We start from the raw sequence: 13,885 nt of genomic DNA, 5'->3' as shown, positions 1-13,885 counted from the left end.
TGCCATTAATTTTTCAAAGAGGATATTAATCTGTTAACAATGACATTAATTAGTGAAAATTGACATTAATCTGTTAACAGTGACAAATAATTAGTTAATGTACAGAAGGGCTGGAAGTAGTGGGTGACGAGGGATTTGAACCCGCAACCAATAGATTAAGAGTCTACTGCTCTACCGTTGAGCTAGTCACCCATACAAATAGCTATTGTAGTGTAGCACAACTATTGACAATTTAGCTAGTGTCGCATCCAAAAAACCAATTAAAAGGGGAATTTGACGGTGAAGGTGGTTTGACCTGCTGCACTCTCTACATAAATTGAACCGCCTAAATGTCTGACCATTTTCTGCACTAATGCCAATTCCAGCCCTGTGCCGCTATGTTTCCAAGGATCGTGTTTGGAAATGTGATAAAAAGGTTCAAAAATCCGTGAGAGTTCATTGCTGGTAAGCTCTATTCCCGAATTGGTAATATTAAGCTCGACTGTATCCCCGATCAAGTGAGCAGAAACTGCGATCAATTCTCCGGCTGGGGTGTATTTGCAGGCATGGTTGAGCAGTTCAGTGACAATCCGCTCCAAATCAGTGATATCTGTCTCTAAAGGCGGTAGCGCATGATCGACAGTCAGGTGTAATTGCTGTCGCTGGCAGATGGTGAGGTTTCGAAAAGACTCGATAATGGGGTGAAGCCAGCTTTGAAAGTCAATGGCAATCAATGTTGGGGGATCGGGTTCGGCTTCGAGATATGTGAGTGTAAGTAGGTCGTTAATTAACTTGTTTTCTCGCCCACACTCGTTATGCAGAATCTGCAAAAGTTGCGGCACTATTTCTATCTCTGATATTTCTGCTGGTGTGAGAACACTTTCGAGAGTTTGGACTGCAAGGCTAATGCTTGTTATTGGTGTTCGCAGTTCTTGGGAGAGAGTTCTGAGAAATTGGTTTTTGAGCCGATCGCATTTTTCTAGTTCTTTTACCTGTGCTTGGTTTTGTTTGTAAAGCTGGGCTTGACGAATGGCGATCGCACATTCATTTGCTACCTGCTGTATTAGCTCAATTTCAAATTCATCAAAAGCCTCTTGTGATGGTCTTGTCAGCCAAATATTTCCCAAAATCCCTTGAGTATCGAAAATTGGACAAGCTATTTGGGACATAACTAGCAACTTTGGTTCCCATCCCGGTACAATTTCTAAAAATTGTAATGGTTGTTTTTGCAACAACGGCTGATATACTTCAAGATAATCTGCAATCTGTTTGGTTAATCCTTGACACTGGGGTAAGTTAATGCAGTATTCGTGAGTAATCGTAACTAGAGTTTGGCAGGTACTGTAGAATTCAATTTGGCAACGCTCAAGGTTTAGTAACTTTGCTAATTCTTGGGTAAGTGTCTGCAATACCTGAGTTTGATCCAAATTGTCGCGGATTTGTTCTGTCATGCGTTGCACCAAGGCTTCAAAGTTTCGTACCTGCTGCAACTGACTGATGTGCTTCTGCTTCTGTAACTCCATCTTGGCTTTGAGATCCTCGATTTGCTGATGAAGTTCTGCCTGTTGGACTGCAATGCCGATTTGAGTTGCCAACTGTTTGAGCAAGTCAGTTTCCGTTTGCTGCCATTGACGCGATTGGTGACAATGCTGGGCAATCAATAGCCCCCACATATCTTGCTTTTGAAAAATCGGCACTACAAGATTAGCTCTGATCTGCAAAGATGTCAGGAAATCTATATGGCAAGGATGCAAGTCGGCGGCAAAAATATCTTCGATAACTTGAATGCAACCTCGTCTGTAGTGTTCTGGATGTTTGCCACTAAAGCAGGGATCGGTGATATTTTTTCCCAATAGGGGATCGATAGCAGCTATTGTTGATTCGGCAATGATTACTCCACTACCATCAGCCTCAAAACGATAAATTAACACGCGATCGCAATTCAAAAACTGCCGCAGTTCAATTGTAGTCTGATGCAGAATTGTCTCTAATTCTACAGATTGGTGAATCCGTGCGGCGATCGCTTCTAGCAGTTGCTCTCGTTTAACCTGGAGTCCAACTGCTTGTTCTGCTTGCTTGGCAGGGGTAATATTACTACTAGTACCAATTAGTCGATAAACCTTGGAGTTAGCATCCTTTAGTGGGGTGAGAGTCGTACTCCACCAAGTGGGAACTCCCTGGAATTGCAAACATTGTTCGTAAGAAATAGTTGTGCCGAATCGCACGCAGTCAGCATAATGCTGACGTACTTTGGCAGCATCAATGGCACAGAGAATATCCTCTGGTTTTTTGCCCCGAAGATCGTCTGAACGAATCCCTATCCACCGCTCATGAGTGGGATTAAGGGCCACATATCGAAAATCCCCATCCTCCAAAACATCAACTACAAATATTGATGCCTGCACAGAATCGTACATACTTAGTAGAAACTGCTCGCTACCACTTTTTTCATCTACTTCTGTGCCAAAAAGAATTTGAGGTGGTGATAATTTTGTCAACTCCATAGTTGATTCCATTGGATTTATATTCATGCGAGAGTCCCTGTCTTGTATTACTAACTCTTCTAGGCGCTCTCTTGTCGTTACGCTTGTAGTAGATGCACTTTAGCGCCTATAGCAAAGTCTTGTCAGCCGTTGCTCATCGGAATTTTGCTCTTTCTCTACTTCTTGTCAGAAATCTAGGAAAGCTAATAAAAGTCAGCTTAACAAAATCCTGCTTTTTGAAGGTGAAAATACATTTGCAGGTGAAGGCAAACTTTCTGCAATTTATTTTTAACAGTTTTTTAAGATTTTTGCATATATCGAAGTGCAAACCTAAGTATATATCAATTAAATTTATAATTCTTAATAAGGGGAGTTATAATCGTAATTTGTGAGCATTGATTCCTGTGAGGATACCAACTAGTAGCCAAGTGATGCCTAATCCGATGACTTCACCTAAAAATAACTGGCTTAAGTAGCGCCAGATCGTTCCCACAGCAGAACCTACAGGGACAGCAACAGCCCAACTTGCCGCACAGACAAATATCCATCGCCACGCTACAGGTTGGGGAATTGCTAACGATTGTGCTAATCCAATTCCCAAGCCCCCAAGCCCACCATAAACCGTCCCTGACAAAATTCTTAGGGGAAGACTCTGAGTGCTAGGTACAATCCAACCCACCGCACCAATACCGATCGCGGTGATGATACTCCAACCCAAAAGACTTGACAAAATCCACCTGATACAAAATACAGGTTCTTTGAGAAGACAACCTTGAGGAAGTGCGAGCGCAAATCCGCCGATAGCCGCCTCCATTACTCCAATATCTGGCTTTTCACCGACTTCAATAAAGAGTAAACTCAATAAAAATCCGCTAAAAGTAGCTAAAGTCCACAGTAATGTCAAGCCAAATCTAGTATTTTTAGGCGCGAATGGCATCAAAGTTTCTTTGTTTGTAATAATCTGACAGTTTTTGCATTAAACATCTCAAAAAAACCTTTGCGTCGCTGTTGGGGTGATTCTGGTACGATGTAACCCCATAGACTCTCCCAGTAAAAAAAGGAGATACCATCAAAATTGCGATCGCGCACTACCTGAACCTGTTCTCTGACTTGTGCCATTTTCACCGGATTTCCTAAGGTTCCCGTTGATATCCCAATACCTACAGGAATTAGACTTTGAGCCAATTTTATAGATGGTTGTTCCAGTTGAGTGATAAAAGACTTTTTGTCATTTCGATATACCTGCAAAATTAACTCATTAACTAAACCTTTTTTTACCCAATTTTCCCAGTCTTGCAAATAGTATTTATAAGCGAAAGCTTGATAGTTAGGAGATAGAGATATTTTGAGTTTGGGCTTAACCGCCTTGACAGCTTGGTAAATTTCTGCCATGAAATCAGTAATTTTATCTGCCCGCCACCGCATCCATTCTGAGTTAAAAGGGTCAGTTGGGGGACTTTTACCTTGATGCTCTTGTTGATAGAGTTCGATAGTGAAGCGATCGTACCCGAACTGTACAGGCATCCCAAAATGGTCATCAAGCTGAATACCATCTACATCGTAATTCCTGACTACTTCCAAGATTAACTCTTGAATAAACTCTTGGACTTGCGGATGTAAAGGATTCAACCAGGCCAGCTTAGTTACTAAAATATTGTCAATTTCTTCTGGCGGGGCATCTTGAGTAGACTTTACACCTTCTTGCCCAATTGTCAACCAATCGGGATAACGCCTGGCTAATTGTGAATAATGTGGCGTCATGAACCCGTATTCAAACCAGGGGATGACTCTCAAATCTTTATTTTTACCAAGTGTCACTATCTTTGCTAAAATATCTTGTCCACCATGCATGAAGTTAAGCAAAGGTTGAGTTTCTGAGCCTGTAGTTACTTTGGCTACTGCACTTTTATAAAAAGTATGTCCTCGGTTCCAAACTACAGGATAAATTGTATTAAAGTTGAGAGCCGATAATTGATTTATAGCACGATTAATACCCCAAGGGACAAATAGTACACCACTAGCAACATTAGTCAGCCAAACGCCGCGAATTTCTGTAGTCAAAGAACTTGTTTTTTGGGAATAAACTGCTGGTGAAGAGGGAAAAAAAACTGTGAAAGCGATTACTAATCCCAAACATAGCAAGCAAGAAATACAACAGCGGGCAACCCAATTCATTTGTAAGCGTGACCTAGTGCGATCGGAATATATATAACTACAAAATAAAGTTGTAATCCTCCGGATGATGTAAAGAAATGATGATTCAGAAGTCAGAAGTTAGGAGTCAGAATATTTCAAATAATACGGAGCCAGCTTTGGTGATGAATATACTTAACGATACCAAAACCTAATAAATTATGACTCCTAACTCCTGTACAGACGCGATTAATGAGCCAGCGCGTTGCGGGGGTTCCCTCCGTTGTAGCGACTGGCGTTGCGTCTCTACTCCTAACTCCTAACTCTTAAAATCTTTCCACACCTTCAAATTGCTTGAGTGCCGATGTATTTGCTGCTTCACCACAAGTTCGTGGTGTGGGGAATATCTTTTCAGGATTTGCTAACCCTTTAGGATTAAAAACTTGCCGTAACCATTGCATAGTTTCTAAATCTACTTGGCTAAACATCTGTGGCATATAGCATTTTTTCTCCTCACCGATGCCATGCTCGCCAGAAATACTACCACCAACTTGCACACAAAGTTTGAGAATTTTTCCACCCATTTCTTCTACTTGCTCTAATGCTCCAGGCACAGAATTATCATAAAGAATGAGCGGATGAAGATTGCCATCACCAGCATGAAATACATTAGCAACACGATAACCGTATTGTTCACTTAATGTCTTAATCTCGTGCAGAACATAAGGCAACTGAGTTCGAGGAATTACACCATCTTGTACATAATAATCTGGGCTTAAATGTCCAGCAGCAGCAAAAGCGGCTTTGCGTCCTTTCCATAATTTTAATCTGGTTTCTGGGTCAGTAGCAGAAGTGACATTTCGTGCCCCATTCTTTTTACAAATTTCAGTAACTCGCTGCTTATTTCCTGCAACTTCCACTTCTAAACCGTCAATTTCTATTAGTAAAATAGCAGTAGCATCGCGGGGATAACAATTAGTTGCGACAACATCTTCAACCGCATTGATGCTGAAATTATCCATCATTTCCATACCGCCAGGAATAATCCCGGCGCTGATGATGTCAGAAACAGTTGCCCCAGCAGCTTCAATGCTAGTAAAATCTGCCAACAGCACACAAATTGATTCTGCACTTTTAAGAATTCGCAACGTAATTTCTGTGGCAATTCCTAATGTACCTTCGGAACCAACAAAAACACCTGTTAAATCATAACCAGGCATTTCTGGAATTTGTCCACCTAAATCAACAATTTCCCCCTCTGGCGTGACAATTTTTAATCCCAAAACGTGGTTAGTGGTAACACCATATTTGAGACAATGTACACCACCAGAATTTTCAGCAATATTGCCCCCAATAGAGCAGATAATTTGACTGGAAGGGTCAGGAGCGTAGTAAAATCCAGCACCACTAACAGCTTGTGTTACCCAACTATTAATCACCCCTGGTTGTACAACTGTGCGTTGATTTTCCAAATCAATGTTGAGGATTTGCCGCATTAAGGAAGTGACAATTAAAACAGAATTTTCTAATGGTAAAGCGCCGCCAGATAGACCAGTACCAGAACCGCGTGCTATGAAAGGTATAGAGTATTGATTGCATATTTTCACAACTTCCGCAACTTGTTCTGTAGTTCTGGGTAATACCACCACAGCCGGACGTTGGCGATAGCCAGTTAAACCATCGCATTCATAGGTAATGAGTTCTTCGCGGCGTTGCACCACGCCATTTTTGCCAAGGACAGCCTCGAATGCTTTGATAATGGGTTTCCAGTTGCGTAAGTCCTGTTTCTGTTGAGTAAGCATAGTTTCTTAAAGTTCAAGGTAGATGTTGCAGGCTGGTTAGTATAGCTGTAATTACTATTGTTGCAAGAATAGCAGTTAAGAGTGAGTAAAAGCGATCGCATAATTTAAGTGCGGAAGGTGCGATGTCTCTTAAGGAGTGCGTTGAATGATGTTAGAATCTAGATATTCTGTTAATTGTGGGGTTAGATTAACATAGAGTCAGACATTTAACAGGAGAGTGTAAAATGACTTACCAAGTTTTAGATTCTACCTCAAAATTAATTGCAAAGCTGCAAACCCTAGCACCCGAACAGCAACAACAGGTGTTAGATTTTGTTGAATTTTTACCACAAAAATATGCTCAACCCCAACAATCACCCCAGAAACGGGTACTAGGTTTAAACCAAGGTAAGATTTGGATAAGTGATGATTTTAATGATCCTTTACCTGATGAATTAAGGAGCGGTAGAACCAAATAAACTAACTCGACCACCAACATTAACTGCTGCTAATCCTTGAGAAAAATCAAGGTTTATTGGTTGTAGTTTTATTAAAGCTTGTAATGCCTCACTTGCATTTTGATAGCGTTCACAGAAATTATTTTTTAACATTCTTGTTAAAATATTACCCAGCCTGTCGCTTACTTGGGCTAGATGCCGCCAATTTACCTCACCACTATTGTCTTTTGAAAATTGGTGCGGTGGTATTCCAGTCAAGAATTGAATTGCTGTCATCCCCACAGCATAAATGTCACTACTAAACATAGGTGTACCATTTATCTGCTCACTTGGCTTATAACCAGGAGTACCAACATCAACACTGTAAGGGGCTTGTCCTAAAAAATTTATTTCTTTCCTTAAACCAAAATCAATCAGTATTAACTTTCCATCCCGAAAGCGTCTCATGATATTAGCTGGCTTAATATCTCTATGGATATATCGATGATAGTGAACATATTCCAGCACTTCAAGAATTTCTCGTAAGAACTTAATCACTTCAATTTCACTCGATTGCTTGCCAAAAGTCATTTCCTGGCTTAAGTCATGCCCGTCAATAAATTCTTGAACAAGGTATAATTCTTGATTTTCCTCAAAAAAGTTGAACAGCTTGGGAATTTGACTGTGGTTTTGACCCAATTTCAAAAGAGTTTCCCCTTCTTGAACGAATCTTTCTATAATTCTTTGGTTCATTACCTCGGGCTGTAATTGTTTGACAACACATTGAAATTTGTGGATGGCAGGCATATTTAAATCTTCAGCCAAATAAATTCCTCCAAATACCCCAGATTTTAATTGCTTAATAATTCTGTAACGATTTTGCAGTATTGGTTTAATCATTGTCGTGATGTTTAAAGCTTACTTCTGCATATTTTGACATAATTATCTCGATTACACCAATTATGAATACACAGTGCAAAGCTAGCTTAAACCTTTTCACTCCCAATCAACTAATTTATAAATAACGCTTTCAAATACTCGATAAAGTCATGATTCAGGAAGTTTTAATCAATAATGATGGTTATTATGTGCCAGATGCTAACTAGTTAATCACTGAAAATGACACTTTAGATAATTTTGCTACTTCTAAACAGAAACGCTTTTTAATTGGCTCTCTTTACAGTTCTCTACAGCAGCAGACTTTTTTAGCAGCAGCTAATGTTGGCATGTACCATACAGACGGTCAACCTGCAATAGTACCTGATGTCTTTCTCAGCTTAGATGTCCAAGTACCTGAAAAATGGTGGGAAAAACAAAATTGTTGTTATGTGGTTTGGCGTTTTGGCAAACCTCCCGAAGTTGTCCTCGAAATTGTATCTAATAAAGAAGGTGATGAACTTGGCAAAAAGCTGCAAATTTATGAACAGATGCGGGCTAGTTACTACATCGTATATGACCCAAACCAGCAATTAGGAGAAAAAGTACTACGCATTTATGAACTTAGGGGAAGGCGTTACTTTGAAACTTCAGAAACTTGGCTTGAACAAGTTGGTTTAGGTATAACTCTGTGGGAAGGTGAATTTGAAGGCAGACAGGATACTTGGTTACGCTGGTGCTACCAAGATAGTAATGTTTTGCTGACTGGGGATGAGCGCGCCGAACAGGAACAACAACGCGCCGAACAAGCAGAACAACGCACCCAATTACTAGCAGATAGGCTACGGGCTATGGGCATAGATCCCGACACTCTATAAGACACTCGCTGTAAAAATGCAAAGTTTTCGCGTCTTTGCATCAGCAAAAAATTTTTCACTAACTTGTGCAACTTATAAACTCATTTATACGCAGCCAAACCTTCTCTAATAAATCAGGATCATTCGTATAAAACCATTCAATTTGCGGATCTGCTCGAAACCAAGTGCGTTGTCGCTTGGCAAATTGTCGCGTATGCAAAATTGTTAATTCTTTCGCTTCATCTAAGGAAATATCCCCAGCTAAATACTGCTTGATTTCTTGATAGCCCAAAGTATTTAACAAAGACAAATCAGCGCTATATTTTTGACAAAGATTCTCCACCTCTTTAACCAAACTATTTGCTATCATTTGCTCAGTACGCTGTTGAATACGAGCAGCCAAAATTTCAACATCGCAATCTAACCCAATTTGCAAAATCGGATAATTTGGTGGATTCTCCCCTTGCTGTTCTGAAATTGGATATCCAGTTACATAAAATACCTCTAATGCTCGTAAAGTCCGCACGGAATCGTTGCCATGAATCTTTTGTGCCGCAACTGGATCAACTTGTTGTAACATTGCATAGAGTTGTGTTTGACCCAGAGATTCAAGCTGCGATCGCAACTCTGTTTGTGGTGCAACTCTCGGAATTTTCATACCTCGAACAATAGAACGGATGTATAAACCAGTCCCACCAACTAGGAATAGTGGTATAACACCAACAGAAGCAATTAAGGCTTGTGTTTGCTCTTGATAGTCTGCTACTGTCATCATGTCTGTTGGCTCGCAGATATCTATCAAATAGTGCCGCACCAATTTTTGTTCAGCTACAGTTGGTTTCGCCGTCCCAATATCAAACTCACGGTAAACTTGACGAGAATCAGCACTGAAAATTACAGAACCCAATCGCATCGCCAAAGCCAAAGCCAAACCCGATTTCCCCGTTGCCGTCGCCCCACAAATCACAATTAATTTAGTCATTAGTCATTAGTCATTTGTCATTTGTTATCGGGCATTGGGCATTAGACATTGGGCAATAATTAATAGTTCTTCTCCTGCTGCTCCCCCTGCTCCACTGCCCCTCTGCTCCTCTGCTCTTCTTGCACGGTACTGCAACCCCAGTATAAACTTCTCTTGAAAATGCCCTACAGACGCCAGCAAGGCTTTTGTGTTACAATTTTGGAGTGTTTTCACTTTTCTTTGCCTTTAGGCGATTTCAACCCCACGCATCAGGAGAGTTTACATGACGAGCAGTTACAGTGCCGATCAGATTCAAGTTCTGGAAGGTCTGGAAGCCGTCCGCAAAAGACCAGGAATGTACATCGGTACCACTGGACCGCGAGGACTCCACCATCTAGTTTACGAGGTGGTGGACAATTCAATCGATGAGGCTTTGGCGGGTCATTGCACTCATATAGAAGTGGATATCAACGCTGATGGTTCTGTGACTGTAACAGATGATGGTCGCGGTATTCCTGTCGATACTCACTCGCGTACCGGGAAGTCGGCTTTGGAAACCGTAATGACGGTACTGCACGCAGGTGGAAAGTTTGGCGGCGGTGGTTACAAAGTTTCTGGAGGATTGCACGGGGTTGGTATTTCTGTTGTTAATGCCCTATCTGAGGTTGTAGAAGTTACGGTTTGGCGAGATAAAAAGGTTCATCTTCAGCGCTACGAACGTGGTATCCCAGTTAGCGATCTGCAAGTCAAACCTTACAAAGAAGCTAGAACTGGAACTTCTGTTACTTTTAAGCCAGATACCCAAATATTCACTAATAGTATTGAGTTTGATTACATTACTTTATCAGGTCGCCTACGGGAATTAGCGTATCTAAATGCAGGTGTCAAAATTACTTTTACTGACCATCGTTTAGAACTACTAAAAAGCGATACACCCAAGGTAGAAACCTACGAGTACAAAGGTGGGATCAAAGAGTACATTACGTACATGAACCGTGAGAAACAACCGTTGCATGAAGAAATTATCTATGTGCAGGGAGAACGGAACAATGTACAAGTGGAAGTCTCTTTACAGTGGTGTACTGATGCTTACACGGATAATGTGTTAGGTTTTGCCAATAATATTCGCACGGTGGATGGTGGTACGCACTTAGAAGGCTTGAAGGCGGTTCTGACGCGGACATTAAATGCGATCGCTCGCAAGCGCAATAAAATCAAAGAGAATGAACCTAACCTCAGTGGCGAACACGTCCGTGAAGGTCTGACCGCCGTAATTTCCGTCAAAGTCCCAGACCCAGAATTTGAAGGACAAACCAAAACCAAACTTGGTAACACCGAAGTGCGGGGAATTGTCGATTCTTTGGTAGGAGAAGTCCTTACCGAGTATCTAGAATTTCATCCCAGCGTTGCTGATGCAATTTTAGATAAAGCTATCCAAGCTTTCAAAGCCGCAGAAGCCGCGCGTCATGCACGGGAATTAGTCAGACGTAAATCTGTACTGGAATCTTCGCCATTACCTGGTAAATTGGCAGACTGTAGCTCTCGTGACCCTGGCGAATCTGAGATATTCATCGTGGAAGGGGACTCAGCAGGTGGAAGTGCTAAACAAGGACGCGATCGCCGCACTCAAGCAATCTTGCCTCTACGTGGTAAAATTCTTAACATTGAAAAAACTGACGACGCTAAAATCTATAAAAATAACGAAGTTCAATCGTTAATTACAGCACTTGGTTTAGGTGTTAAAGGTGATGAATTCGATTCAACCCAACTGCGCTATCACCGCATAGTGATCATGACGGATGCTGACGTAGATGGAGCACACATTCGGACTTTGTTGTTAACATTCTTCTATCGATATCAGCGATCGCTCATCGAACAGGGTTTTATTTATATTGCTTGTCCCCCATTGTTTAAAGTCGAACGGGGACGTAATCATGAGTATTGCTATAGCGATCGCGAAAAAGATCAAACAATCGCCAAATTTCCTGCTAACGCCAACTACACCATCCAACGCTTCAAAGGTTTGGGTGAAATGATGCCACAACAACTCTGGGACACCACAATGAACCCAGAAACCCGTAAAATGAAACAAGTCGAAATTGAGGATGCCGCAGAAGCCGATCGCATCTTCACAATTTTAATGGGTGATCGCGTCGCACCTAGACGAGAATTCATCGAAACTTATGGCTCTAAACTCAACTTCACCGATCTAGATATCTAAATACCAGCAGTCTCAAGTCATTCGTAAAAAATAAGATCCCCGATTTCTTTGATAAATCGGGGATCTTTAGCTTTCAAGTATTGCTTGACATTACTGCAACAGATTTTAGTAAAGACTTTTTATCCCAAATATTATAAAAACTACCTCTTTTGGTTGATGACAAATTATGTATTTTATAGAGGTTTTAGATTAATATTTTTTTACTACAAACTATGTCGTTAGATGAGTGACTATATCCATAAATTCATAAACTATTGTTAATAATTCCCTATTCAGCTAGATTCTACACAAAGCTATGAAAGCAAGCAAAGGCATAGTAGAAAGAGCATTGTTCAATATTATTGGCATAGGTAGCTTAGTTGCTCTGTCTGCCTGCACTCAACCTGTCGCAGAAACTCCTACAGCAACTGTTCCGCCCGTCACGCCAACTCCTACTGCCACTATAGCCACCCAAAATTTAGCAGAATTGGCAAAGTCAGCAGCTAGTCAAGGACAGTTTAAAACTCTCATCCAAGCAGTGCAAGTTGCCGGCTTAACTGAACAATTGGCTACACCAGGCCCTTACACAATATTTGCACCTACTGATGCCGCTTTCTCTGCTTTACCCAAAGCTAATCTAGACCAACTCTTACAACCAGCAAACAAACAACGATTAATCAAGGTTCTGTCTTACCACGTTATCCCTGGGGGAATTACCTCCCAGCAATTGACATCTGGAGAAGTTAAAACAGTTGAGGGTAGTGCTGTTAAAATCACAGTTGATCGTGCCAGTAACTCAATCACAGTCAACAATGCTAAGGTGATTCAGCCAGATATCCCAGCTAGCAACGGCATTGTTCATGTAGTTGATCAGGTACTTCTCCCACCTAATTTCCCTGCAAGTCTAAACACCACCCCAACACCACGGTAGTTCAGCAAAGTTCATAGTCCCCAGTTTTAGTTAGGGATAGCTTTGAAAGCCTCCCTGACTTTGAACTAGTCGCGAACAATCAATTAAAAATTTAGGTTAACTTGTTACAAAAGCAAATATTTGATAATACAAAAACTACAAATATTCCAAGTTTATCGGATAGAAAAATCATATAATTTGCTTATTGTCAATACCTTCCAAACAATCAATACTCGATTGTTAACATAACTACTAACTTTATTGGAAATTTAGTCCAGATAATACTCTTTGCTCTGACTCACTGATTAATTTGAACCACCTGCTAGAAACACATTTGTTATGCTTTAAGAAAATAACTAAATATCATCTATCCAACAGCAATTAATAAGTATTTTGAGGATTTATCATCATCAGATGATAGGAAATTACTGAAGTAAAAGTATTTAAATTGACATATTGTTTACGTAAAAAGTTTTTGTAACTAAATCATCAGGTAATCTGCTGGGTTCTCTGTGTTCGTGATAATAACTATTGAAAGTAAACACTATAAGGCTGAAAACTTGTTAATATCTTCATATAGTACCATAGTACTCGCGATCAGATTGTATGTATCGAATGTACTTTTGCCTAAGATTAAGACAATATTGGCAAGTTCGCAGGACAAATTGTTTTTGAATTGATTAAAATATCTTTGTATACAATAAAAAAAGTTTGTCAAGTTTCATAGGGCTGAAATCACCACAGTGCGCTAACGTGTGAATAAGACCAAATTAGTAAACCTAAATTGATCTGCGATCAGATTGATTCTGCCACCGCCTCAACTCCTCAGTTAAGGTAGTTAGTACACAGAAGGTTAACTGCTTTCAGGCAAGCACCACCGTTGTTGTATTTACCCAAGGACAAAATCTGTTTTAGTTTGAGGGATGCTTAATTTATGAAGGAAATGTAAAAATGGTAGGTTAAGACGAATAGTCTGATTTAACATATAGTGCACTTTTTCTCAGTAATTAATGTTGTGTAAAATACATGAAATTTGGCAGGAGCAAGCGTACTTACTTCATAATGTAATAAGAGCTTCACTGCAATTCCGAAAAGTAGAGAAAAAATTTCAGGGTATAAATCCCGTTTTCAATGTCTTTTTGGTGAAAATAGCTAACAATTGCTTAATGAATTCATGATTTATACACAAAAAGAGTGCAATTTCTGTGAAACAGGCTACAATCGGAAGAGTCTTTATACGAAAATCTGCCAACAGTATGAACTTATTT

Annotated in this window: 11 protein-coding genes and 1 tRNA gene; 4 read left to right on the top strand and 8 right to left on the bottom strand. The window is 40.4% G+C overall.

Going from position 1 to position 13,885, the window contains the following annotated elements; genetic code table 11:
- Nucleotides 1-120: 120 nt before the first annotated feature.
- The 5 genes from V7K89_RS04195 to glcD all read right to left on the bottom strand — a co-directional run bounded on the left by V7K89_RS04195 (nucleotide 121) and on the right by glcD (nucleotide 6,397).
- Nucleotides 121-192, bottom strand: a tRNA-Lys gene (locus V7K89_RS04195).
- A 68-nt stretch (nucleotides 193-260) separates the two neighbouring features.
- Nucleotides 261-2,510 carry a GAF domain-containing protein gene (locus tag V7K89_RS04190; RefSeq protein WP_335184627.1) on the bottom strand — a complete coding sequence of 750 codons (2,250 nt, stop codon included), beginning with the start codon at nucleotides 2,508-2,510 and terminating at the stop codon, nucleotides 261-263.
- 325 nt (nucleotides 2,511-2,835) lie between these two features.
- Nucleotides 2,836-3,399: a hypothetical protein gene (locus V7K89_RS04185; RefSeq protein WP_335184625.1), complete on the bottom strand. Its 564-nt coding sequence runs from the start codon at nucleotides 3,397-3,399 to the stop codon at nucleotides 2,836-2,838.
- Entirely contained in the window at nucleotides 3,399-4,637 is a 1,239-nt protein-coding gene (locus tag V7K89_RS04180; RefSeq protein ID WP_335184623.1) for a glycoside hydrolase family 10 protein, read from the bottom strand. The genes V7K89_RS04185 and V7K89_RS04180 overlap by 1 nt, the downstream gene beginning before the upstream one ends.
- 284 nt (nucleotides 4,638-4,921) lie before the next feature.
- Entirely contained in the window at nucleotides 4,922-6,397 is a 1,476-nt protein-coding gene (glcD, locus tag V7K89_RS04175; RefSeq protein WP_335184622.1) for a glycolate oxidase subunit GlcD, read from the bottom strand.
- A 224-nt stretch (nucleotides 6,398-6,621) separates the two neighbouring features.
- On the opposite strand from glcD, the gene vapB reads away from it, so the two are divergent.
- A complete protein-coding gene (gene vapB, locus V7K89_RS04170) occupies nucleotides 6,622-6,855 on the top strand; it encodes a type II toxin-antitoxin system VapB family antitoxin (protein ID WP_335184620.1) in 234 nt (77 codons plus the stop codon).
- Here vapB and V7K89_RS04165 read toward each other — a convergent pair.
- The gene (locus tag V7K89_RS04165; RefSeq protein ID WP_335184618.1) at nucleotides 6,832-7,713 is read right to left on the bottom strand and encodes a serine/threonine-protein kinase; all 882 of its coding nucleotides are present in this window, start codon (nucleotides 7,711-7,713) and stop codon (nucleotides 6,832-6,834) included. The two genes, vapB and V7K89_RS04165, sit on opposite strands and share 24 nt — an antisense overlap.
- 209 nt (nucleotides 7,714-7,922) lie before the next feature.
- On the opposite strand from V7K89_RS04165, the gene V7K89_RS04160 reads away from it, so the two are divergent.
- Nucleotides 7,923-8,567 (top strand): Uma2 family endonuclease, encoded by a 645-nt coding sequence (locus tag V7K89_RS04160; RefSeq protein ID WP_335184659.1) that lies wholly within the window; start codon nucleotides 7,923-7,925, stop codon nucleotides 8,565-8,567.
- A gap of 58 nt (nucleotides 8,568-8,625) precedes the next feature.
- Here the strand turns inward: V7K89_RS04160 and miaA are convergent, their stop codons facing one another.
- Both miaA and V7K89_RS04150 read right to left on the bottom strand, forming a co-directional pair.
- Nucleotides 8,626-9,528 carry a tRNA (adenosine(37)-N6)-dimethylallyltransferase MiaA gene (miaA, locus tag V7K89_RS04155; RefSeq protein ID WP_335184616.1) on the bottom strand — a complete coding sequence of 301 codons (903 nt, stop codon included), beginning with the start codon at nucleotides 9,526-9,528 and terminating at the stop codon, nucleotides 8,626-8,628.
- 24 nt (nucleotides 9,529-9,552) lie between these two features.
- Complete coding sequence (locus V7K89_RS04150) at nucleotides 9,553-9,741, bottom strand: hypothetical protein (RefSeq protein ID WP_335184614.1); 189 nt, start codon at nucleotides 9,739-9,741, stop codon at nucleotides 9,553-9,555.
- A gap of 49 nt (nucleotides 9,742-9,790) precedes the next feature.
- Between V7K89_RS04150 and gyrB the strand changes: the two genes are divergently transcribed.
- Together gyrB and V7K89_RS04140 are read left to right on the top strand one after the other, a co-directional pair.
- On the top strand, nucleotides 9,791-11,728 hold the full coding sequence (gene gyrB, locus V7K89_RS04145) for a DNA topoisomerase (ATP-hydrolyzing) subunit B (protein WP_335184612.1): 1,938 nt from the start codon (nucleotides 9,791-9,793) through the stop codon (nucleotides 11,726-11,728).
- A gap of 295 nt (nucleotides 11,729-12,023) precedes the next feature.
- A complete protein-coding gene (locus tag V7K89_RS04140; RefSeq protein WP_335184610.1) occupies nucleotides 12,024-12,638 on the top strand; it encodes a fasciclin domain-containing protein in 615 nt (204 codons plus the stop codon).
- Nucleotides 12,639-13,885: the final 1,247 nt, after the last annotated feature.

This window comes from Nostoc sp., assembly GCF_036917515.1.
Classification (GTDB): domain Bacteria; phylum Cyanobacteriota; class Cyanobacteriia; order Cyanobacteriales; family Nostocaceae; genus Nostoc.
Note: the sequence above shows the minus strand (reverse complement) of the source record. Positions and strands in the feature narration are given on the sequence as shown.